General features: G+C 64.1%; 23 protein-coding genes, 1 tRNA gene, 1 other RNA gene and 1 pseudogene. 8 read left to right on the plus strand and 18 right to left on the minus strand.

Annotated features, from left to right (window positions below):
• Positions 1–54: 54 nt before the first annotated feature.
• From ACSYDV_RS16665 to eno, 5 genes are all read right to left on the minus strand, one after another.
• Positions 55–699, minus strand: coding sequence for a hypothetical protein (locus tag ACSYDV_RS16665; RefSeq protein ID WP_438324952.1), 645 nt, complete (start codon positions 697–699; stop codon positions 55–57).
• A 159-nt stretch (positions 700–858) separates the two neighbouring features.
• Positions 859–2,247 (minus strand): pyruvate dehydrogenase complex E1 component subunit beta, encoded by a 1,389-nt coding sequence (locus ACSYDV_RS16670; RefSeq protein ID WP_438324953.1) that lies wholly within the window; start codon positions 2,245–2,247, stop codon positions 859–861.
• A gap of 1 nt (position 2,248) precedes the next feature.
• Positions 2,249–3,319, minus strand: coding sequence for a pyruvate dehydrogenase (acetyl-transferring) E1 component subunit alpha (gene pdhA, locus ACSYDV_RS16675; RefSeq protein WP_438324954.1), 1,071 nt, complete (start codon positions 3,317–3,319; stop codon positions 2,249–2,251).
• Between the two features lie 130 nt (positions 3,320–3,449).
• The gene (locus tag ACSYDV_RS16680) at positions 3,450–3,776 is read right to left on the minus strand and encodes an FtsB family cell division protein (protein WP_438324955.1); all 327 of its coding nucleotides are present in this window, start codon (positions 3,774–3,776) and stop codon (positions 3,450–3,452) included.
• 106 nt (positions 3,777–3,882) lie between these two features.
• Positions 3,883–5,157: a phosphopyruvate hydratase gene (gene eno / locus ACSYDV_RS16685; RefSeq protein WP_438324956.1), complete on the minus strand. Its 1,275-nt coding sequence runs from the start codon at positions 5,155–5,157 to the stop codon at positions 3,883–3,885.
• A 203-nt stretch (positions 5,158–5,360) separates the two neighbouring features.
• On the opposite strand from eno, the gene ACSYDV_RS16690 reads away from it, so the two are divergent.
• The 5 genes from ACSYDV_RS16690 to ACSYDV_RS16710 all read left to right on the plus strand — a co-directional run bounded on the left by ACSYDV_RS16690 (position 5,361) and on the right by ACSYDV_RS16710 (position 7,438).
• Complete coding sequence (locus ACSYDV_RS16690) at positions 5,361–5,912, plus strand: hypothetical protein (protein WP_438324957.1); 552 nt, start codon at positions 5,361–5,363, stop codon at positions 5,910–5,912.
• Positions 5,913–5,926: 14 nt separating this feature from the next.
• Complete coding sequence (locus ACSYDV_RS16695; protein WP_438324958.1) at positions 5,927–6,379, plus strand: phage holin family protein; 453 nt, start codon at positions 5,927–5,929, stop codon at positions 6,377–6,379.
• The gene (locus ACSYDV_RS16700) at positions 6,376–6,765 is read left to right on the plus strand and encodes a hypothetical protein (RefSeq protein ID WP_438324959.1); all 390 of its coding nucleotides are present in this window, start codon (positions 6,376–6,378) and stop codon (positions 6,763–6,765) included. The genes ACSYDV_RS16695 and ACSYDV_RS16700 overlap by 4 nt, the downstream gene beginning before the upstream one ends.
• On the plus strand, positions 6,749–7,144 hold the full coding sequence (locus tag ACSYDV_RS16705; RefSeq protein WP_438324960.1) for a hypothetical protein: 396 nt from the start codon (positions 6,749–6,751) through the stop codon (positions 7,142–7,144). The genes ACSYDV_RS16700 and ACSYDV_RS16705 overlap by 17 nt, the downstream gene beginning before the upstream one ends.
• Positions 7,145–7,222: 78 nt before the next feature.
• Complete coding sequence (locus tag ACSYDV_RS16710; RefSeq protein ID WP_088470895.1) at positions 7,223–7,438, plus strand: DUF4170 domain-containing protein; 216 nt, start codon at positions 7,223–7,225, stop codon at positions 7,436–7,438.
• A 55-nt stretch (positions 7,439–7,493) separates the two neighbouring features.
• On the opposite strand, the gene ACSYDV_RS16715 is transcribed toward ACSYDV_RS16710, so the two are convergent.
• The 4 genes from ACSYDV_RS16715 to ACSYDV_RS16730 form a co-directional block, all read right to left on the minus strand.
• The gene (locus tag ACSYDV_RS16715) at positions 7,494–7,772 is read right to left on the minus strand and encodes an ETC complex I subunit (RefSeq protein ID WP_438324961.1); all 279 of its coding nucleotides are present in this window, start codon (positions 7,770–7,772) and stop codon (positions 7,494–7,496) included.
• A gap of 67 nt (positions 7,773–7,839) precedes the next feature.
• Complete coding sequence (gene hrpB, locus ACSYDV_RS16720) at positions 7,840–10,302, minus strand: ATP-dependent helicase HrpB (RefSeq protein WP_438325352.1); 2,463 nt, start codon at positions 10,300–10,302, stop codon at positions 7,840–7,842.
• The gene (locus tag ACSYDV_RS16725) at positions 10,302–10,688 is read right to left on the minus strand and encodes a DUF1801 domain-containing protein (RefSeq protein WP_438324962.1); all 387 of its coding nucleotides are present in this window, start codon (positions 10,686–10,688) and stop codon (positions 10,302–10,304) included. The genes hrpB and ACSYDV_RS16725 overlap by 1 nt, the downstream gene beginning before the upstream one ends.
• Before the next feature lie 120 nt (positions 10,689–10,808).
• A complete protein-coding gene (locus tag ACSYDV_RS16730) occupies positions 10,809–11,822 on the minus strand; it encodes a polyprenyl synthetase family protein (protein ID WP_438324963.1) in 1,014 nt (337 codons plus the stop codon).
• Between the two features lie 99 nt (positions 11,823–11,921).
• Between ACSYDV_RS16730 and ACSYDV_RS16735 the strand changes: the two are divergent.
• Positions 11,922–12,215 (plus strand): annotated as a pseudogene (locus tag ACSYDV_RS16735) (chorismate mutase); the annotation flags it as partial.
• Positions 12,212–12,904, plus strand: a complete 693-nt coding sequence (locus ACSYDV_RS16740; protein ID WP_438324965.1) for a glutathione S-transferase N-terminal domain-containing protein — start codon at positions 12,212–12,214, stop codon at positions 12,902–12,904. The pseudogene ACSYDV_RS16735 and the gene ACSYDV_RS16740, both read left to right, overlap by 4 nt.
• 324 nt (positions 12,905–13,228) lie before the next feature.
• Here ACSYDV_RS16740 and ACSYDV_RS16745 read toward each other — a convergent pair whose 3' ends face one another.
• From ACSYDV_RS16745 to ACSYDV_RS16780, 8 genes are all read right to left on the minus strand, one after another.
• Positions 13,229–14,533, minus strand: coding sequence for a sensor histidine kinase (locus ACSYDV_RS16745; protein WP_438325353.1), 1,305 nt, complete (start codon positions 14,531–14,533; stop codon positions 13,229–13,231).
• Positions 14,534–14,646: 113 nt separating this feature from the next.
• Entirely contained in the window at positions 14,647–15,312 is a 666-nt protein-coding gene (locus tag ACSYDV_RS16750; RefSeq protein ID WP_438324966.1) for a response regulator transcription factor, read from the minus strand.
• A gap of 121 nt (positions 15,313–15,433) precedes the next feature.
• Positions 15,434–15,742: a PepSY domain-containing protein gene (locus ACSYDV_RS16755; RefSeq protein ID WP_438324967.1), complete on the minus strand. Its 309-nt coding sequence runs from the start codon at positions 15,740–15,742 to the stop codon at positions 15,434–15,436.
• A gap of 75 nt (positions 15,743–15,817) precedes the next feature.
• A tRNA-Val gene (locus ACSYDV_RS16760) sits at positions 15,818–15,892 on the minus strand.
• A gap of 160 nt (positions 15,893–16,052) precedes the next feature.
• The gene (locus ACSYDV_RS16765; RefSeq protein ID WP_088470903.1) at positions 16,053–16,325 is read right to left on the minus strand and encodes an HU family DNA-binding protein; all 273 of its coding nucleotides are present in this window, start codon (positions 16,323–16,325) and stop codon (positions 16,053–16,055) included.
• 168 nt (positions 16,326–16,493) lie between these two features.
• The gene (gene lon, locus ACSYDV_RS16770; RefSeq protein ID WP_438324968.1) at positions 16,494–18,878 is read right to left on the minus strand and encodes an endopeptidase La; all 2,385 of its coding nucleotides are present in this window, start codon (positions 18,876–18,878) and stop codon (positions 16,494–16,496) included.
• A 158-nt stretch (positions 18,879–19,036) separates the two neighbouring features.
• The gene (locus ACSYDV_RS16775) at positions 19,037–19,372 is read right to left on the minus strand and encodes a YbaB/EbfC family nucleoid-associated protein (RefSeq protein ID WP_438324969.1); all 336 of its coding nucleotides are present in this window, start codon (positions 19,370–19,372) and stop codon (positions 19,037–19,039) included.
• On the minus strand, positions 19,369–21,102 hold the full coding sequence (locus ACSYDV_RS16780) for a DNA polymerase III subunit gamma/tau (RefSeq protein WP_438324970.1): 1,734 nt from the start codon (positions 21,100–21,102) through the stop codon (positions 19,369–19,371). Before ACSYDV_RS16780 ends, ACSYDV_RS16775 begins: the two co-directional genes overlap by 4 nt.
• A 42-nt stretch (positions 21,103–21,144) precedes the next feature.
• Between ACSYDV_RS16780 and ACSYDV_RS16785 the strand changes: the two genes are divergently transcribed.
• Entirely contained in the window at positions 21,145–21,609 is a 465-nt protein-coding gene (locus ACSYDV_RS16785; protein WP_438324971.1) for a hypothetical protein, read from the plus strand.
• On the opposite strand, the gene ffs is transcribed toward ACSYDV_RS16785, so the two are convergent.
• Positions 21,608–21,705: signal recognition particle sRNA small type (gene ffs, locus ACSYDV_RS16790), an RNA gene on the minus strand. The genes ACSYDV_RS16785 and ffs overlap by 2 nt on opposite strands.
• Positions 21,706–21,779: the final 74 nt, after the last annotated feature.

Consider the following 21,779-nt stretch of genomic DNA (forward strand, 5'->3'; position numbering starts at 1 on the left):
GCAGCAAGATAGATGTTCGAGGGCATCATTTCCAGCCCCGGCCGCCTTTTATCGTCAGCGGCCCAACAAACCGATGCGAAACAGCAAGAGTCCTTCGTTACGCCAGCGCCGCTCGCCGTCGTGCGCTGCGATCGCGCCCGCCCAGCGATCGAGCATCAACAGCGCCCGCTTTCCGGCAAAAATCCGGCGCTGAGCGGTCGCACATGCGCGCGCATCGGCGATGAGTTGACGCGCCTCGCGCTCGTTTTCCTGCACGCTGGCGCCCCAGAGCAAACCCCAGCAATCGCCGCCGCCGCCGCCCGACAGGGCAAACAGCCGCGCGCCGAACGCCGCCGCCGCAATGCGCCGCTGGTTGTCATCTTCGGCGAGCAACACCGCCTCCGCCGCGTCGACCAGCGTATCGAGCCCGGCCTGTCCGCCCCATGTCGTGCGCAACTCGGCGAGCAACGGCTCCCCCTTGGGCAGCGCATCGGGGTCGCTCGCGATCATGGCCGCCATGTCGCGCCACCAGGCGAGCTTGATCTGCGCGATCAGGGGTTCGCGCGCTTCGATCAGCAAGCGCGTGAGCCGCGCGGCGAGCGCCCACAGCGACGTCATGGCCGCGCGCTGCGCAGGCGGGACCGCGACCATCACGCGCGGATCGCGCATGTCGGGGTAAGCGCTTTCGTGCGGCGCGTCGGGATCGATTTCGGCGGTCATGGGCCCTGCGCTAGCATCCCCAATTCGTCATTGCGAGGACGGGCATGGAACGAGTGTGATCGTCGCCCCCGCGCCGGCGGGGGCCGCTATCGACCTTGGGCTACACGGGGCAGCGTAAAACGACAGCGGCCCCCGCCTTCGCGGGGGCGACGAAAAACATCAGCCCCGGTTGCAGATCGCCTTCACCGCCGCGATCACGCGCGGGGTGTCGACCAGCGCCAGTTTTTCGAGATTGGCGGCATAGGGCAGCGGCACATCTTCGTTGCACACGCGCATCACGGGTGCATCGAGATCGTCGAAGCCCTTTTCCATCGCGATCATCGCAATTTCGCTGGCGATCGAGCAGGTCGGCCAACCTTCCTCGACGACGACCAGACGGTTGGTCTTCTTGAGGCTGGCAAGCACGGTCGCCGTATCGAGCGGGCGCAGCGTGCGCAAATCGATGACTTCGGCTTCGATCCCCTCGCCCGCCAGTGTATCGGCGGCTTCGAGCGCGAGCCCGACGCCGATCGAATAGCTGACGATCGTCACGTCGCTGCCTTCGCGCATGATCCGCGCCTTGCCGATCGGCAGGACGAAATCGGCGACATCGGGAACGTCGAAGCTGCGGCCGTAGAGCAGCTCGTTTTCGAGGAAGACGACCGGGTCCGGGCTGCGGATCGCGGCCTTCATCAGCCCCTTGGCATCGGCGGCGTCATAGGGCGCGATCACGATCAGGCCGGGGACGCTGGCGTACCAGGGCGCGAAGTTCTGGCTGTGCTGCGCGCCGACGCGCGATGCCGCGCCGTTCGGGCCGCGGAACACGATCGGGCAACGCATCTGGCCGCCCGACATATAGTTGGTCTTCGCCGCAGAGTTGATGATGTGGTCGATCGCCTGCATCGCGAAGTTGAAGGTCATGAACTCGATGATCGGGCGCAGACCGCCCATCGCAGCGCCGGTGCCCAGACCCGCAAAACCATATTCGGTGATCGGGGTATCTACGACACGCTGCGCGCCGAACTCTTCGAGCAGGCCCTGCGTCACCTTGTAGGCGCCCTGATATTCGGCGACTTCCTCGCCCATCACGAAGACGCGGTCGTCAGCACGCATTTCCTCGGCCATCCCGTCGCGCAAGGCTTCGCGGACCGTCAGGCGGACCATGGCGGTGCCGGCGGGAATAGCAGGGTCGGAAGCCCGTTCGGTGGGCGCGGGCGCAGCAGCAGCTGGAGCCGCTGCGGGCGCTGGTGCCGGGGTTTCAGCCTTTGCTTCGGGTTCCGCAGCAGCGGGAGCAGGCGCAGCAGCCGGAGCCGGGCTGGCTTCTTCGCCTTCGCCGGTGATCGTTGCGATGACTGTCCCGACCTTCACATTGTCGGTGCCCTCGGCGACGAGGATCTGCGCGATCGTGCCTTCGTCGATCGCCTCATATTCCATCGTCGCCTTGTCGGTTTCGATTTCGGCGAGGATATCGCCCGATTTGACCGTGTCGCCTTCCTTGACCAGCCATTTCGCCAGCGTGCCTTCTTCCATCGTCGGCGACAGCGCCGGCATCTTCAATTCGATGGCCATCTCAATATTGCTCCACCAGCACGTCGGTATAAAGTTCGGGAAGATCGGGTTCGGGCGCGCTTTCCGCAAAGTCGGCGGATTCGGCCACGATCGTGCGGATTTCCTTGTCGATATCCTTGATCTTGTCCTCGGTAATGCCCGCATCGAGCATCAGCTTTTTCAGATGTTCGATCGCGTCCGATTTGTCGCGCACCGCCTGCACTTCTTCGCGGCTGCGATATTTGGCGGGGTCGGACATCGAGTGGCCGCGATAGCGATAGGTTTTGAGTTCCATCAAAACCGGGCCCTTGCCCGCGCGCACCCATTCGATCGCAGCTTCAGCCGCGCCGCGCACCGCGAGCACGTCCATGCCGTCGACCTGCATGCCGGGAATGCGGAAGCTTTCGCCGCGGCGATAAAGCTGATCCTCGGCCGACGAGCGGTTGACCGAAGTGCCCATGGCGTACTGGTTGTTCTCGATCACGAAGATGATCGGCAGCTTCCAGAGCTCCGCCATGTTGAAGCTCTCGTAAACCTGACCCTGGTTCGATGCGCCGTCGCCGAAATAGGCCATGGCAACGCCGCCGTCGCCGCGATATTTGTGCGCGAAGGCAAGGCCGGTGCCGAGCGACACCTGCGCGCCGACGATGCCGTGACCGCCATAGAATTTATGCTCGACGCTGAACATGTGCATCGAGCCGCCCTTGCCGCGCGAAATGCCGGCGGCGCGGCCGGTCAACTCGGCCATGATGACCTTGGGATCGATGCCGTAAGCGAGCATGTGGCCATGGTCGCGGTATCCGGTGATCACGCTGTCCTTGTCGCCGTCGAGCGCGCTCTGCAGGCCGACCGCAACGGCTTCCTGACCGATATAGAGGTGGCAGAAGCCGCCGATCAGGCCGAGGCCGTAAAGCTGCCCCGCCTTTTCCTCGAAGCGGCGGATGAGCAGCATTTCGCGGTAAAATTTCTCGAGCTCTTCGGGGCTCGCGTCATAGGGCGCGGGGTCGCGGGGTTGATCGCGATTGGTCGCGGGCGCTGGGGTGGATGCAGTCTTTTTTGGCGCGGCATTTGTGCGCGCGGGAGCTTTGGCCAAGGCGGGTTCCTTTGCAGTTAGCCGTTACGGCAAGGCTTCCTATAGGAGCGCCGCAGCCCGTTTGGCAACGCCCCCTTCGGAGCGACACACACTTGCCTTACGTATGCAGCAAGGGCGCAGCAAAAACCCGTCAGGGCTTCGCGTCGGGCTCCATCGGAATGATCACCTCATCAGGGTGATAGGCGCCCAGCTTCTCGCGGACATATTCCTCGGCCAGATCGGGATCGACCCGCTGACGGTCGAGCAGGTTGACGCGGTTCTGAAGCTCGCTCTGCTTCTTGCTCAATTCGGTGAGTATGACGCGCTTCTTCTCGACCGACTGGCCATATTCGCCCCACGCATAAAGTCCGGTCGGACCGAAAATGCCATAGCCGATCATCGCCAGAACCGCGATCACGGCAATGGCGGGACCGACGGCCCGGTTCATCGATTTACGGAATTTGTGGCGCTGCGTCATTCCGGCCCTTGAATCAGAGTTGATTCGCGGCGTCAAGGCATCAAGCGACGGTTTTCCACCTCATTCGCCATGCTGAAGCCGTTCCAGCATGGCGAAGAGGTTTAGATCAGCCGAAAATGGCCATGCCCGGATAGCGGGCCATATCGCCCAGCTCTTCCTCGATGCGGATCAGCTGGTTGTATTTCGCAAGCCGGTCGGAGCGTGCGAGGCTGCCGGTCTTGATCTGGCCGCAGTTGGTCGCGACCGCGAGGTCGGCGATCGTTGCGTCTTCGGTTTCGCCCGAACGGTGCGACATGACAGCGGTGTAGCGCGCGCGGTGCGCCATATCGACCGCGTCGAGCGTTTCGGACAGCGTGCCGATCTGGTTGACCTTGACGAGCAGCGAGTTGGCGAGGCCGTCCTTGATGCCCTGTTCCAGACGCAGCGGGTTGGTGACGAACAGATCGTCGCCGACGAGCTGGCACTTGTCGCCGACGAGATCGGTGAGCGCTTTCCAGCCCACGAAATCATCTTCGCTCATCCCGTCCTCGATCGACAGGATGGGATAATCGTTGACGAGCGCGGCGAGATATTCGGCCATCTGTTCGGGGCTGAGCGAAAGCTTTTCGCCGCTGATCTCATATTTGCCGTTCTTGAAGAATTCGGTCGCGGCGCAATCGAGCGCGAGCACGACGTCGGTGCCGAGCTTGAAGCCTGCCTGATCGACCGATGCCGCGATAAAGTCGAGCGCGTCGCGCGTCGAGGCGAGGTTCGGGGCGAAGCCGCCTTCGTCGCCGACCGCGGTCGCAAGCCCCTTGGCCGACAGCCCCTTCTTCAGCGTGTGGAAAATCTCGCTGCCCCAGCGCACGGCTTCGGCGATGCTGCCGGCGCCGACGGGCATGATCATGAATTCCTGCACGTCGATCGGATTGTCGGCATGCTCGCCGCCATTGATGATGTTCATCATCGGAACGGGGAGCGTGCGGGCCGAGACGCCGCCGACATAGCGGTAGAGCGGCAGGCCGCGCGCATCGGCGGCCGCCTTTGCGGCAGCGAGGCTGACGCCGAGGATTGCGTTGGCGCCGAGGCGGCCCTTGTTCGTGGTGCCGTCGAGGTCGATCATCGCCATGTCGAGTTCGCGCTGGTCTTCGGCATCGAGGCCGATGAGCGCGTCGGCGATCTCTCCATTCACCGCTTCGACCGCCTTGGTCACGCCCTTGCCGAGATAGCGGCTCTTGTCGCCATCGCGCAGTTCAACCGCTTCGTGCGCGCCGGTCGAGGCGCCCGAGGGTACCGCAGCGCGGCCGAAGCTGCCGTCTTCCAGCAACACATCGACTTCGACGGTAGGATTGCCGCGACTGTCGAGAATTTCGCGGCCGTGAATATCGATGATGGCGGTCATGGAATATGTCCTGCTGGCGGCCCGGGAAGGCCGGTTGGGAAAGGCGCCCGCCTGTTATCGGCGCCTTGCCGCCAGCGCAACCACCGCAGAGGAATTTTGCAGAACTATGGAACCATTGGCCCCGCCTTGCTATATATTGATACAGGACCGAAGGGGACGCTCGCTGGTGCGGCGCCCGATATAAGAAGAAGAGGACAACGCCGATGGCCAAAGCCGCTACTCCCGCGACCAAGAAAGTTGCCGCTCCCCGTCCCAAGGCACCCGCCAAAGCTGCCGCCACCAAGGCCGCGCCCGCGCGCAAGCCTGTTGCCGCAAAGGCCTCCGCAAAGGATCATCCGATCCGCGACCAGATCGCCGCGACCCGCGACACCATCAAGACCGAAGCGTCGAAAAAGGCTGCCTCGCTGAAGGAAGAAGCATCGACGATCGCCAACCAGGCATCGACCAAGGCGCGTGAAGCCGCGACCAAAGGCAAGGACAAGGCCGCCGAAGCCGTCGGCAACCTCGCCAAGATGCTGGAGGACAGCGCAGGCACCGTCGACAGCAAATTCGGCAAGCAATATGGCGACTATGCCCGTTCGGCCGCGACGACCGTCGCCGGCCTCGCGACGACCCTCGACAAAAAGGATCTCGACGAACTCGCCGCGTCCACCCGTGACATGGTGAAGAAGAATCCGGCCATCGCCGTCGGCGCCGCTACCGTGATCGGTTTCGTGCTCGCCCGCATGTTGAAGGGTGGGTCGAACAGCGACTGATCGCGGCCACCCTTATGCCGAACACCCAGCCCGATCCCTCGTCCGCGTCCGAACCGCGCAGCTTTGACCGTGTCAGCCACGGCTTTGCGCCCGATGGCCCCGCCCCGGCACCACCCCCGGTGCCGTTGGAGGACATCGTCCGCGAGGTCGTCGAAAATCTGTCGGCGACCGCCAAGGCCGAACTGGCGTTGCTCGATGCGCGCCGGGCATTCGGCTGGGAGGGTTTCAAGTGGATGTCCGGCTGGGGTTTTGTCGCCGGCTGCGCCTTGCTCGTCGCGATGCTTGCGCTGGCCTTTGGCGGGATCATGATCCTGTCACCCCTTGTCGGACCGCTGCTGGCGACGCTGATCGTTTTCGTTGCCTTGATCGCCGTCGCCGCGTTCGCCGGCTGGCGTGCGCATCTTGGCTGGCGCGACGTGCGGACGGCGCTGCGCAACGACCTGATGCACGAAAGTGAAGAGCTGTGAACGGATCGCGTACCCGCCTGATCAATGCGGTCCGGCACTCGATGCTCCAGCGCGCCGAGTTGCAGCGCAAAGTCGGCGCCGCTCGCGCTGCGTTCAAACCGGCGGCGCTCGTCAGCCGCGGCAAATATCGCGTGAGCGAAGCCGTCGATGATGCGGCGCATGTCGTGCGGCAGGAGTTTCGCGACAACCGCCTGCCGATCACGATTGCCGCGGTGGCGGGGGTCGCCTGGCTTTTCCGCGAACCGATCAAGGAACATGCGCCGCGCATCGGGCGCAAGATTCAGGAGATGGCGACTGCGGTCGTTGACCGGCTGCGCCCCGACGGGGACGCCGAAGCCGAAGAAGCTATCGAACCATTGGAGGAAGATGATGAAGCCGTTCAGTGAAACCGCCCGCGACACGCGTGCAAAAGCGAGTGAACTTGCGGAGAAAACCGCCGAAAATGCGCGATTGACCGCCGAAGCTGCCAAGGCGCGCATCCAGGACGGATACGGCCGCGCGCGGGCCGCAACCGACGAGCTGGCCGACCGCACACGTACCGCGACGAGCGAGCTTGCCGCAAAAGGCCGCGAACAGGCCGAAGCCGCGCGCGACGTCGCCGAACAGGCGATCGCAAAGGGCAAGGTTCAGGCGAAGCGCGCGAACAGCAAGCTGAAGGACGTCGCGGAGCAACAGCCGCTGGCGCTGGTCGCCGGCGCGGTGGCGCTCGGCGCGCTGATCGGATCGCTGCTTCCCAAACGCAACGACGAACGCAACCAGGACTGACCGGCTTGCCGTAACCGCGCTGCGCTGGTAGGGGCCGCCTCCTCCCCTCCCCAGCGCTTACCGGCAAGGAAAGCAACAATGAGCAAATTGCACCTGGTTTTTGGCGGGCGCGTCAGCGATCCGCAAACCCTCGACTTCACCGACCCGACCGCTCTCGATATCGTCGGCCTGTTTCCCGACTATGCGTCGGCGGAAAAGGCATGGCGCGCCGCCGCGCAGCGCACCGTCGACGATGCCGAGATGAAATATGTCGTCGTCCACCTGCACAAGTTTCTGCAGCCGGAAGCCGAATAATCATTGGATGACAAGCGTCGCCCCCCGCCAACGGGGGGGGGGGGCGGCAGCTGGTTTACCGGAAATTGTCGGCGTAAGCCTGAATCTTCAACCGGCGTTCGGGGGTCGCAATGACCTCGGCGTCGATGCCGTTGCGTGTCGCATAGGCCAGCGCCTCATCGCGGCTCGCAAAGCCCAGCCGCAACTGGCGCTGCGTGTCGCCGCTGCCGGCCCAGCCCATCAGCGGATCGGCCTTGCGCGCCTCGGCGGGCGCGAATTCCAGCATCCAGCGCTGCGTCCCGGCCCGGCCCGACTGCATCGCATTTTTGGGTTTCTGGAAAATACGCGCTTTCATCTGGGTCGTCCTGTACTGGTGCCTGTGCGGTCGCCTTAGCCCGTTGAAGCGCGCCCGGAAAGAGGGCTTATTGCGCGTCGCGTCGTGCCTGCGCCGCTTTCGTCATCAAGGTCGGGCGCGCGGTCGCGGGATCGTCGGGCCAGCTATGCTTTGGATAGCGGCCGCGCATCTCCTTCGCCACGTCGAACCAGCTGCCGCGCCAGAAGGAAGCGAGGTCGCGGCTGGTCTGGATCGGGCGGTGTGCGGGCGACGTCAGGGCAAGCACGAGGGGAACCGGCGGGTCGCCGATGACTGGATGACGGGCGAGCCCGAACATTTCCTGCACGCGTACACTCACGGTCGGCCCGCCGTCGGCGCTATAGTCGATCGCGTGATGACTGCCCGCCGGGGTGGCGTAGTCCGCTGGCGCAAGCTTCTCGAGCCGCTGGCGCGCGGGCCAGTCGAGCATATTCGTTAGCGCGTCTGCCAGTCTGCCGTCGCCGATATCGCGAAGGCCCCGGCACCGCACAAGCAAAGGCGCGAGCCAGATGTCGGCGCTATCGGCGAGCGCAGCGTCAGAGAGCGCTTCGATTCCGGCGAAGGAGGCCCGCTGGCGCAGCGCCCGCGACACCGGTCCCCAGCCGATCACCCCCAGCCCCTTGTCATGCACCGCCGCCATCCGCACCGCGACGTCATCCTCGGCGCCGTCGCTGCGCGCGGCCTTCCCGCTCGCCAGCGCGATCGCGCCGAGCCGCCGCTCGCGGCGATGATCGACGCGGTCGTTCGCGGCGTCATAGCTGCTCGCCGACCGGGTGATGATATGGCCGCCGAAAAGCGCCTCGACCTCGACGAGCGCGATCGGCGCGGCGCTCAGGATACGCACCCCGGCGGCATGGCCCTGCGCATCGGCGATTGCCAGCCATTCGCTACCCGCCATCGGCTCGACGGGATCGATGCGATAGGCGCGGCCGCCGACGCTCAGATATTCGCCGCGCTGCCCGGCCCGCTGGCGTGCGACGCGATCGGGCCAGGCGGTCGCGATCCAGCCGCCGATCGATCGCGACGCGACATCCCCGGTCCCGGCCGCCAATTTCTCGCCGATATCCGCGAGCCGCCGTGCGAGGCGGATCGCCCCATCCGAGCGTTCACCGCGTTGCCCGCGCCAGCGCCCCAGCCGCGCCTCGATATCGACCCCGCGTCCGCCAAGTCCCGGTTCGGTGAGCAACACCGCGAGCCGCGCCGCCACGTCGGCCTCACCCGCTCGCGCCGCTTCGATCAGCATATGCGCGAGCGGCACCGGCAGCGGGACTGCGGCAAGTGCCTTGCCGCTCGTGGTGATGCGCCCATCGGGACCAAGCGCACCGATCGCCTGCAAACGCGACTTCGCTTCGGCGATCGCGGCGGGCGACGGCGGGTCAAGCCAGCCAAGCTGGCGCGGATCGATGATGCCCCAACTCGCACAGTCGAGCACGACCGGCATCAGGTCATTTTCGTGAATTTCGGGCGGGTCGAAGGGCGGCATACCGGCGGTCCCGGCGGCCTCCCACAAACGGTAAGCGACCCCCGGCCCCTGCCGCGCGGCGCGCCCGGCGCGCTGCGTCGCCGACGCCTGGCTCGCGCGTTCGGTCACGAGCCGCGCGATGCCGGCGGCCTTGTCGAAGCGCGGGCGGCGCGACAGGCCCGCGTCGAGGACGATGCGGACGTCCTCGATCGTCAGGCTGGTTTCGGCGATGCTCGTCGCGAGGATCAGCTTGCGGCGCCCCTCCGGATCGCGAACGAGCGCCTTGCGCTGCAGCGCCGGATCGATCTGTCCGTGCAAGCGGTGGACGATCAGTGGCAGGCGCGCATCCTCGACCGCCGTTGCCGCGCGGTCGATGTCGGCAGCGCCGGGCAGGAAGGTGAGCATGTCGCCCTCGGCTTCGTCCGCCAGTGCCTGTCGAACGGCAGCCAGCACCGCATTTTCCAGCCGGTCTTCGGCGCGGCGACCGATGTGGCGCAGTTCAAGCGGCCAGATCTTGCCCTCGCTCTTCAGCACCGGCGCATTGCCCAGCAACGCCCCGAAGCGCGCACCGTCAAGCGTTGCCGACATCGCGACCAACCGCAGCTCGTCGCGCAGCCCCTGCTGGGCATCGATGGCCAGCGCGAGTGCGAAATCGCCGTCGAGGCTGCGTTCGTGGACTTCGTCGAACAGCACCGCCGACACGCCGGCAAGCTCCGGGTCGGCGAGGATGCGGTTACGGAACAAGCCCGGCGTCATCACCAGCAGGCGCGTCTTTGCCGATTGTTTGCTGTCGAGGCGCGTCGCATAGCCGACGGTCCCGCCAACGGCCTCGCCCATCTCCTCGGCGATCCGCTCGGCGGCGGCGCGCGCAGCGAGGCGCCGGGGCGAGAGCAGCCACACCGCGCCCCTGCACCAGGGCTGATCGAGCAAGGCGGGGGCAACGCGGGTCGTCTTGCCCGCGCCGGGCGGCGCGACGACGACGGCGTTGGGTTTCAGGACGAGCGCCGCCAGAATGTCGGGCAGCACAATGTCGATCGGAAGCGTCTGCATCATGCGCGCGCCGCAGGATTGCCGAGTTCGGCGTTAAGGCGGAAGGCTTCGGCGGCGAGCGTCGCAACGATTTCGGACGTGACTTCGGTCGCCTCGGTCATCACCAGATTGCCGAGCTCATATTTGCCGCTGGCCTTGATCCGGGAATCGAGATCGCGCAGCCGCTTGCCGCGCCAGAAGCCGAGCAGGACGCGATGTTCCTCAGCGCGGATCAGGATGCACGGGCCGTTCGCCATGAAGACGAGGTTGGTCCATTTGATCGTTTCTTCGAAAGGAGCCGCGCCCATAATGGCGGCGCGCATCATTTTGGCGCGGTCGCGCTGCCAGCCCGAAAGCGATGCGATGTAGGCGTCGGGAGTTTCCGCCGCCGGGCCCATCATCGGCATTCCGTCACGTCCCTCCACCCCTTCTTCGTGCCTTTGCGCCTTTGCGTGAAATCAAAAAATCTCACGCAAAGGCACGAAGAAGAAAAATTCTCACCCCGCTTTCGCGGGCGTGGCTGGATATCAATAAGCGCGGGCGACCGCGAACGCGACGGCCTCAGTCAGTGCCGACTTGGCCTGACTGGCGCGGAAGCCGCCGATCGCATCGACCGCACGCTGGCCATAATGGCGCGCGCGGGTCAGCGTATCGGCGACCGTGCCGTGCTTGTGAAGCAGGCTGGTGGCGTAAGCCAGATCCTCGTCCGAGGTGCGGTGCCCCGTGATCGCGAGCTTCCAGAATTCGCGTTCTTCGGGCGTCCCCCGCGCATAGGCGAGGATGACGGGCAAAGTGACCTTGCCGTCTCGGAAATCGTCCCCGACGCCCTTGCCCATGGTTTCGGCGTCGGAAACATAATCGATCGCATCGTCGACAAGCTGGAACGCGATGCCGAGGTTGCGGCCATAGGCGTCGAGTGCGGCCTCGGTCGCCTCGTCGCGTTCGGCGACCACCGCCGCGATCTTGCAGGCAGCGGCGAAGAGTTCGGCGGTCTTGGCGTTGATGATCGCCAGATATTGATCTTCGCTCGTCTCGATGCGGCGCTGCGCCGAAAGCTGATTGACCTCTCCCTCCGCGATCACCGCCGAGGCGTGCGAGAGGATTTTGAGCACCTTCAGCGAACCGTCTTCGACCATCACTTCGAAAGCGCGGGCAAACAGGAAGTCGCCGACAAGAACCGAGGCGCTGTTGCCCCAGATGACGTTCGCGGTTTTGCGGCCGCGACGAAGGCCCGAACCATCGACGACATCGTCGTGGAGCAAGGTCGCGGTGTGGATGAACTCGACCGCGGCGGCCAATTTGCAATGACGACGCCCGGGATAATCGAGCAATTTTCCGCAAGCGAGCGTCAACATCGGCCGCATCCGCTTGCCGCCGCCGGCGATCAAATGACCCGCAAGTTCGGGGATCAGCGGCACTTCGGACTGCATCCGGTCGAGGATGACCGAATTGACCTCGTTCATATCGGCGGCGACGAGCGCCATCATCGGATCGAGCGAGGGCGGGCTTTCCCCATGAAGCTGGTGAATTTCGGCAGTCATGACGCGGCGACCCTTGGCCGCGTGGGGGCGATTTTGCAATGACTTTCGGCTTGCCAGCGCCCCCCCGCCGGTGCCAAGCGTGCCCGGCACGAAGAGGAGCCGCGCATGGACGACCAGTTGAGCCGTTACCGTCAAAGCATCGACAATATCGACGCGGCGCTCGTCTATATGCTCGCCGAACGGTTCAAGGTAACCAAGGCGGTCGGCGAACTTAAGGCAACGATCGACCTGCCCGCCGCCGACCCCGACCGCGAGGCACGCCAGATCGAACGGTTGCGCAATCTGGCACGCGACGCCGATCTTGACCCCGAATTCAGCGAAAAATTCCTGCGCTTCATTATCGAAGAGGTGATCCGTCATCACCAGCAGGCGAAGCAGGACAGCGCCGCATGAGCGGCCATCCGGTCTTCGATCGCTGGCCGGCGGCGCATCCCGACCGGCTCCAGCTGTTTTCGGCGCCGACACCCAATGGGGTGAAGGTGGGCATCATGCTGGAGGAATGCGGCCTCGCCTATGAACCGCACCGCATCGACATCATGGCGAACGAGAGCCACGACCCAGCGTTTCTGGCGCTCAATCCCAATGGCAAGATTCCCGTAATCTATGATCCCGATGGTCCAAGCGGCAAACCGCTGGCGTTGTTCGAATCGGGCGCGATCCTGATCTATCTGGCCGACAAGAGCGGGCAGTTTCTGTCGGCTGATCCGAACACACGTTATGAAACGATCCAGTGGGTGATGTGGCAGATGGGCGGCGTTGGCCCGATGTTCGGCCAGCTGGGATTCTTCCACAAATTCGCGGGCCGGGAGTATGAGGACAAGCGGCCGCGCGATCGCTACGTGGCGGAATCGGCACGTCTGCTGGGCGTGCTCGACGACCGGCTGGCCGACCGGGCGTGGGTGATGGGCGACGATTACAGCATTGCCGATATTTCATTGCTCGGCTGGGTCCGCAATCTCATCGGCTTTTATGAGGCGCGCGAGATTGTCGGATTCGATCGGTTCCAGCATGTCGCGCGCTGGCTTGATGCAGGACTAGCGCGGCCAGCGGTACAACGTGGGCTGGAAGTTACCGCGGCTTAAGCTGATGCACAGCGGATGGCGGGTAACGACCGTTACTTGTCGTAAAAGCCCTCTCCCTTTGGGAGAGGGTTGGGTGAGGGTGTGTGAGGCTCCGCAACCGGCAATTTCAGCAATCTACCGGTGATCCCCTCACCCAACTTCGGCTAGGTTGCTACGCAACCAAGCCTGCGTATCCCTCTCCCGACGGGAGAGGGGAATAGCAGCTCCCCACCCAAAACCGCCATTCCACTTCGTCATCCCGGACTTGATCCGGGATCCACAGCAGCGTTGAAGTCATGGACCCCGGATCAAGTCCGGGATGACGATGATTGAGCGGCTGACGCTCTACCCCGCCGGTAGCCTCAGCCGTACCAGCACCCCGCCGAGATCCTCACTCTCTTCGAGCCCGAGGCTGCCGCCATAGATTTCGGCGACATCGCGGACGATCGCGAGGCCGAGGCCGGTACCGGGCTTGCCGCTGTCGAGGCGCACGCCGCGGTCGATGACGCGGAAACGGTCGGCCGGTGAAATGCCGGGGCCGTCATCCTCGACAAGAATTTCAGCCATGTTTCCGTCGCGCTGGATGGTCACGAAGATGCTGCCGCCGCCATATTTGGCGGCATTTTCCAGCAGGTTCCCGACCAGTTCGTCAAGGTCCTGCCGCTCGACCCGCGCGACGAGTTGCTTGTCGCCGGCCGCGTCGAGACGGACATCGGGATAGAGCGCGGCGACCGCGCGCGAGACGCTGTCGACGCTGTCGCGCACATTCGCCCTCGCCTGTGCCGCTCCCCGACGCCCGACGGCGCGGGCGCGGGCGAGATGGTGGTCGACCTGACGCTGCATCGTCGCTGCCTCGCGCCGCACGGTTTCGGCGAGTTCCGAATTCGAGCTGGTCGCGCTGTTGACGAGGACGGTCAGCGGCGTTTTCAAAGCATGCGCAAGGTTGCCGGCGTGAAGCCGCGCTTCCTCCGCCTGTTTTTCATTATGCGCGAGAAGCGCGTTGAGTTCGTCGACCATCGGCTGCACCTCGAGCGGCAGCGGCGCGGTGACGCGGCCCTGCTGGCCGCCGCGCATCGCGGCGATGGCCCGGCGGATGTGGCGGAGCGGCCACAGGCCGTAGAAGGTCTGAAGCGCAGCGAGAACGATCAGTCCGACGCCGAGCAGCGCGAGACCGGGAATGAGCGTCCCACGCACCGCGCGAATTTGAACATCCAGCGCTTCGCGCGACTGGGCGATCTGGAAATGCCAGCTGACCTTGCTGCCCGGCAGCAGGACATTGCGTTCCAGCACACGCAATTCCTCGTCGGGGAATTGGCGGCTGTCATAGCTGTGAAGTTCGTCGTCGACATGCCCATTCTCGACGCGGAGGCTGCGTTCCCACAGCGAGCGCGAACGATAGGGTTCCTGCTCGCCGCCGCTGATCTGCCAATAAAGCCCGCTATAGGGTTCGAGGAAGCGCTGATCGCCCAAGGGCTCGATCAACCGAACCTCGCCATCGGGGCCGATTTCGGACGAGCGGATCATCGCCCGCAACACATATTCGAGGCCCGAATCGAAATTGCGCGCAAGCGAGTCGGTGAGCACGCGATCAAGCGCAAAGCCGCCGCCGATCAGCAATACCGAAATCCACAAGGTCGCAATCGCGATCATGCGCCGCGCGAGCGAGCCGGTAATACGGCTCGTCAGCGCGGCGGGCCGGGCCGCCTCCACCGTATCACTGTTATCCGCCGGGGCGACCTCTGCGTCGGACATGCCCGGCGGTCTCAACCCTGCGGATCGTCGAGCTGGTATCCGAGGCCGCGGATGGTCGTGATGATGTCAGCGCCCAGTTTCTTGCGGATGCGCGTCACGAACACCTCGATCGTGTTCGAATCGCGGTCGAAGTCCTGATCGTAAATATGCTCGATCAGCTCGGTCCGCGACACGACCTTGCCCTTGTGGTGCAGCAGATAGGAGAGGAGCTTATATTCCTGCGCGGTCAGCTTGACCGGTTCACCGGCGAGGGTGACGCGGCCCGAACGCGTGTCGAGCCGCACCGGCCCTGCGATCAACTCGCTTGACGCATTGCCCGACGCGCGGCGGATCAGCGCGCGCAGGCGGGCGATCAGTTCCTCGGTCTGGAACGGCTTGGCGAGATAGTCGTCAGCCCCGGCGTCGAGACCCGCGACCTTGTCCGACCAGCTGTCGCGCGCGGTGAGCACCAGAACGGGAAAGTTGCGCTTTTCGCGGCGCCAGCGGTCGAGCACCGTCAGCCCGTCAATCTCGGGCAGGCCAAGATCGAGGATCGCGGCGTCATAGGTTTCGGTCGCGCCAAGGAAATGGCCGTCTTCGCCATCGGTCGCCAGATCGACGGCATAGCCCGCACCCTCCAGCGTCGCCTTGAGCTGCGGACCCAGTGTGGGCTCGTCTTCGACAATCAAAATCCGCATTCAGGCACCTTTCCTATGCGGTCCGGCACAAAAGGCCGGTCGCCATGTTTCCACTATGTATCAAGTCCGGACGATCATCGCAAAATGTCGTTGCGTGGGGAACGTCCGTGCCGGGGAGTTGTCAGGGTTTGCGGCCGACGATCCGGCCACTGCGGGCATCGACATAGACGACAACCACCTGGCTGCCATCCATGAATTTGAGCGCATAGATCATACGCTGCGCATCGAACTGCGGCCCGCCCAAATAGGTCATGTCATTATAGGGCGCGCGTGCGCGCACGTCGGCCACCAGCCGGTTGAGCGGGATCACCTGCCCCTGTGCCGCGGCATCGCGCAGATTATTCTGTTCGCGGTCGCCGCGCGCAGCAGCAGGAACGCCCGTCGAAAGCAGCAGAGCGGAGATGAGGGATAAGGTGAAAGTGCGGATCATGTCGGGGACCCTAATGCCAATCCATTGAATAGGCGATGAATGACCCGCTGATTCCGGGCGTCATCGCATGGATCATGGTGGGCGCGGCAGGGATTGAACCTGCGACCCCACCCGTGTGAAGGGTGTGCTCTACCACTGAGCTACGCGCCCTTTCGGATATCGCCGAACCAGCGACCTTCGAAAGCTGGACGTCCATAGCCGCTGCGGCGGTGATTGCAACGGGCTTTTGCACCCGAAGCAAGAGCAGATACAAAACGGGCCACGACTTTCGTCGCGGCCCGAAATGTTTTTCACCAAAAGGCGCCAGCAATCAGTTGCAGGCATCCTTGAGGGCCTTGCCGGCCTTGAACTTGGGCTGGTTCGACGCAGCGATGGTCATCGTTTCGCCGGTGCGCGGGTTGCGACCGGTCGACGCCTTACGCTGGCTGACCGAGAACGTCCCGAAACCGACGAGACGGACTTCGCCGCCCTTCTTCAGCGACGCGGTGATTGCGTCGAAAACGGCTTCAACCGCCTTGCTTGCATCAGCCTTGGTCAGGCCGCTCGAGTCAGCGACGGTGGCGATCAGGTCTTGTTTGTTCATGCCTAAGGAACCCCTATTATGGTTGAATGAGTGATTCATGGCCGGGCCATGGCGCGCCACTAACGCTGTTTAACCCCACCTTGTCAAAGCAAAAAACGGCGCAAAACGGCATGAAACGACGATTTTGCGACGAAAAGTCGACGCTGCACCGGCCCAAAGCCTTTCGGGTCAGTGCCGAATCGTCGCTTCGGGCGCAATTGGCGGCGATACGGCCAGTTCGTCAGCCTCGGTCCACTCGATCGGAACCACCGGAGACACCAATGCTTCGGCCAATACTTGATCGACGTGCCGCACCGGAATGATCTTCAGTCCGCTTGTGATGTTCGCCGGAATTTCGACCAGATCTTTCTCATTCTCTTCGGGAATGAGGACGGTCGTGATTCCGCCGCGCAGCGCCGCGAGCAGCTTTTCCTTGAGCCCGCCGATCGCCAGCACGCGGCCGCGCAGCGTGACCTCGCCGGTCATTGCGACATCGCGTCGCACCGCGATCCCGGTCAGCGTCGAAATCATCGCGGTCACCATACCGACACCCGCCGACGGACCATCCTTGGGGACGGCGCCTTCGGGCAAGTGGATGTGGATGTCCTTGCGCGCGAACAGGCTGGGCTTGATGCCATAGGACGGGGCACGCGCCTTCACGAAGGACAGCGCCGCCTGCACCGATTCCGTCATCACTTCGCCGAGCTTGCCGGTGGTGCGAATTTGCCCCTTGCCGGTCACGGTGACGGCCTCGATCGTCAGCAATTCGCCGCCGACTTCGGTCCAGGCGAGCCCGGTGACGGCGCCGATCTGATCCTCCAGATCGCCCATGCCGTGGCGATATTTGCGCACACCCGAATAGTCGGCGAGATTGTCCGGCGTCACGATGACGCTTTCCATCTTGCCTTCGAGAATACGGCGCAGCGCCTTGCGGGCAAGCTTCGCAATCTCCCGCTCCAGCGTTCGCACACCGGCTTCGCGGGTGTAATAGCGGATGAGGTCGCGGAGCGCTTCCTCGGTCAGTTCGAACTCGCCGGCTTTCAGACCATGCGCTTCGATCTGCTTCGCGATCAGGTGGAGCTTCGCAATCTCGACCTTCTCATCCTCGGTATAACCCTCCAGCCGGATGATCTCCATGCGGTCGAGCAAGGGCTGCGGCAGGTTGAGCGAGTTTGCCGTGGTGACGAACATCACGTCCGACAGGTCGACGTCAATCTCCAGATAATGGTCCTGGAACTTGCCATTCTGTTCGGGGTCGAGCACTTCGAGGAGCGCCGACGCCGGATCGCCGCGGAAATCCTGGCCCAGCTTGTCGATCTCGTCGAGCAGGAACAGCGGATTCATCGTCCCCGCCTTTTTGAGGTTCGAGACGATCTTGCCCGGCAGCGAGCCGATGTAGGTGCGGCGGTGACCGCGAATTTCGGCCTCGTCGCGCACGCCGCCCAGCGACTGGCGGATGAACTCGCGCCCGGTCGCCTTGGCGATCGATTTGCCGAGGCTGGTCTTGCCGACGCCCGGCGGGCCGACGAGGCAAAGGATCGGGCCCTTCAGCTTGTTGGTCCGTGCCTGAACGGCCAGATATTCGACGATCCGGTCCTTGACCTTTTCGAGCGCATAATGATCGTCATCGAGCACCGCCTGCGCGACGCTCAGGTCTTTCTTGAGCTTCGACTTCTTGCCCCACGGCAGGCCAAGCAGCGTGTCGAGATAATTGCGCACGACGGTTGCCTCGGCCGACATCGGGGCCATGCCGCGCAGCTTTTTGAGTTCAGCCTGTGCCTTCGCCTTGGCTTCCTTCGACAGCTTCATGCTCTCGATCTTGGCCGTGAGTTCGGCCAGATCGTCGCCGCCCTCGCCATTGTCATTGCCGAGCTCGCGCTGGATCGCCTTGAGCTGCTCGTTCAGATAATATTCGCGCTGGCTCTTTTCCATCTGGCGCTTCACGCGGCCACGGATTTTCTTTTCGACCTGGAGTACGCCCAGTTCGCCTTCCATGAAGGCGAAGACCATCTCCAGCCGCTTGGCCGGCGCGTCCTCGACGAGCAAAGCCTGCTTGTCCGACACCTTGATGTTGAGGTTTCCGGCGACCGAATCGGCAAGACGCGAAGCGTCCTCGATTTGCGACAGCTGCACCGCGGTTTCGGCCGGCATCTTCTTGTTGAGCTTGGCATAATTTTCGAACTGGTCGACCACCGAACGCATCAGCGCCGCCGTGTCCGCACTGTCGTCGGCCGTGTCGGCGACCGGCTTCACGCTTGCCATCACGGTCTTGTCGCTGTCCTGAAGCGCAAGCAATTTGGCGCGTTCCTTGCCCTCGACGAGCACGCGCACCGTGCCATCGGGTAGCTTGAGCAGTTGCAGAACAGTCGCGATCACGCCGACATCATAGAGATCGTCGCGCTGCGGATCGTCTTCGCCCGGATCGAGCTGGGCGACGAGGAAGATTTCCTTGTCGGCTTCCATAGCCGTTTCGAGCGCGGCGACCGAGCGATCGCGGCCGACGAACAGCGGCACGATCATATGCGGGAAAACGACGATGTCGCGCAGCGGGAGAAGAGGGAAAGATTGCGTCATTACGGCTCCTGGACGGGCGTCCGCGCCGGACGCACCGCCCTTCTTACAGGGTCATCCCTGTTAATATGGCGTAACCTGCCGCGCTTTCAATGTCGCAATGCTGAATAGCGGCGGGTTCACGACTGTTCTCATTCCCGAAGAGGATGAGAAGGACCCGGTCAGAAGGGCAATTTAAAGCCCGGGGGCAGCGGCAGACCGCTGGTCATCTTGCCCATTTCTTCGTTGCTCACCTGATCAGCCTTTTCGCGCGCATCGTTGAATGCGGCGGCGAGCAGGTCTTCGAGCATCTGCTTGTCCGCAGGGACCATCAGGCTGTCGTCGATCGCGATCGCCTTGATACGGCCCTTGGCGCTGGCGCGAATCCGCACCAGACCGCCGCCCGACACGCCTTCGACCTCGATGCTGTCGAGCTTCGTCTGCGCCTCCTGCATCTGGGCCTGAACGGTGGCGGCAGCTTCCTGCGCGGCCTTCATCATGTCTTCGATGGATTTCATGGGTTGGACCTATGCCGTGTGTCGTCGCCTTCGACAAGGGTTGCGTCAGGAAAAGCGGCCAAAGCGGCCTTCACCACCGGCAATTCGCGGATGCGCTGGTCATTGTCGGCACCCTTGGCATCCTGAACGTCCTTCAGACTGGGGCGCGCCTTGCCCTCGCCAGCCCGGACATGCCAGCGGCTGCCCGTTGCGGTGAGCAGCGCATCACCCAGATCGCGGGCGAAATTTCCATCGAGCGCGGGCACGGGCGCAAACGCGATGCTCCCCGGTTCCAGCTCGACGATTCGCATATGATCGTAAACATCGACTGCAAGCCGATGATTTCCGGTGCTTTCGAGAAGCTGGTGGATTTGCGCGACGGTAAGCGCAGCGGCCGGTGTTTCGACGCTTGGGGCCGCGGGCGCTTCCGCCTCTGCGGTCGGCGCCGCGGCGGCCATGGCGGCGACGACATCGCCCTGCCCGCCCGTCGGCGCGGGAATCGCAGCCATCGCCATCGGCACCCCGCCCGACTGGAGCAGTTTCGCCAGCTCGCCCGGATCGGGCATCGACGCGGCATAAATGACGCGCAGCAACAGCATTTCCAGATGCTCGAGCGGGTTGTTCGCGCGCAGAACCTCGTCATGTCCCTTGAGCAGCAATTGCCACAACCGGTTCAGGGGCGCGAAACCCAGCTTTTGGGCCCAATCGCCGATGCGCTCGCGGTCGGCCTCGGCCAGCGCGGGATCGTCGTGGCGCGACACTTTGGCGAGCGTCACCGCATGGGTCAGGTCCATCAACCCGCGCACCATCGCGACGGGTTCGATCCCCAGCGCATATTGCGCGCGGGCAAGGTCGATCGCAGCGCCCGCATCGCCTTCCAGGATCGTCGCCATCAGCTGCGCAATAGAAGAGCGGTCGGACAGACCGAGCATCGCACGCACCTGATCGGCGCTGACTTTCCCGCCGCCATCCAGATCGGCGTGAGCGATCGCCTGATCGAGGATCGAGAGACCGTCGCGCACCGATCCTTCGGCGGCATTGGCGATCAGCCAGATCGCCGGCGCCTCGGCTTCGACGCCTTCCTTTTGCAGGATCGCGCTGAAATGCGCGAAGAGCATGTCGGGAGTGATGCGGCGGAGATCGAAACGCTGACAGCGCGAGAGCACCGTCACCGGCACCTTGTTGACTTCGGTCGTCGCGAACAGGAATTTGACGTGCGGCGGTGGTTCTTCAAGAGTTTTCAGAAGCGCATTGAAGGCGTTACGCGACAACATGTGCACTTCGTCGATGATGTAGATCTTGTAGCGCGCCGACACGGCGGCATAGCGGACCGCCTCGATAATCTCGCGCACATCGTCGACGCCGGTGTTCGACGCGGCGTCCATTTCGATGACGTCGATATGGCGCCCTTCGGTGATCGCGCGGCATGGTTCGCACACGCCGCACGGATCGATCGTCGGGCCGCCCTGCCCGTCGGGGCCAATGCAATTGAGCGCCTTGGCGATCAGGCGCGCGGTCGACGTCTTGCCGACCCCGCGCACGCCGGTCATCAGGAAGGCATGCGCCAGCCGGTCGCGCGCGATCGCATTGCCGAGCGTGCGCACCATCGCATCCTGACCGATCAGTTCGGCAAAGGTTTGCGGGCGATATTTGCGGGCAAGGACGCGGTACGGACCGCTTGACGGCTGCGGCGCCGTCTCGGGCAGATCCATTCCCAGCATCGGGGTTTCGTCGTCGGCGGAATCGCTCATGGGCCCGTCTTAGGGGGTCGCCTTGCCTTTGTCGAAAGCAAGATGCATCCCACTGCGATGTTTCGCGATCAGGAAAAACTCGACGGCCTTTATGACCGCGCAGTGCGTATCATGGACGGGCTTGCCCCCGGCTTTTGCCAACCGATATTTCGCGCTCTCGCGGTTCGAAATTACAGCAACGGACAAGCCTTGCTGGCTTGCAATTTCCTGAAGGACAAGGGCCCCTGCACGCATCCCGCCTTTGCCGCCTATTGGTACCGCAAGGCGTGGCGCAACCGCAGCGCATTGGCGGCCCAGCATATGGCGATGAACTGTTTCGCGTCCAACGACCTGCAGGGCTACCGCCGCTGGCTGCGCCGCGCAGCGCGTCTGGGCTATGACGATGAGGCTTTCGAGCTGGGCAAATTTGCGACGCGGCTCCCGCATCGACGGCTCCGCGCAATCGGGCGTCTTCGCCCTGCCTATAAACGCAACCGCAAACAGGGCCGCGATAGCGATATCTGGTGAGGGTGGGAGCCGGAACGACCCGCAGCGAATTCGTTGCGGCTGCTTCCTTCCGGACCTGACCGGGTTGGCGAAGACTGCGTCCGCCCGACTCCCGGGGCGCATATGGCGGTGGCTGAGGGGAAATGCAAGCACACTCCCTCGCCCATCATTGCGAGCGGAGCGAAGCAATC

Origin of the sequence: Sphingopyxis selenitireducens, assembly GCF_051550705.1 — a bacterium.
Lineage (GTDB): Bacteria > Pseudomonadota > Alphaproteobacteria > Sphingomonadales > Sphingomonadaceae > Sphingopyxis.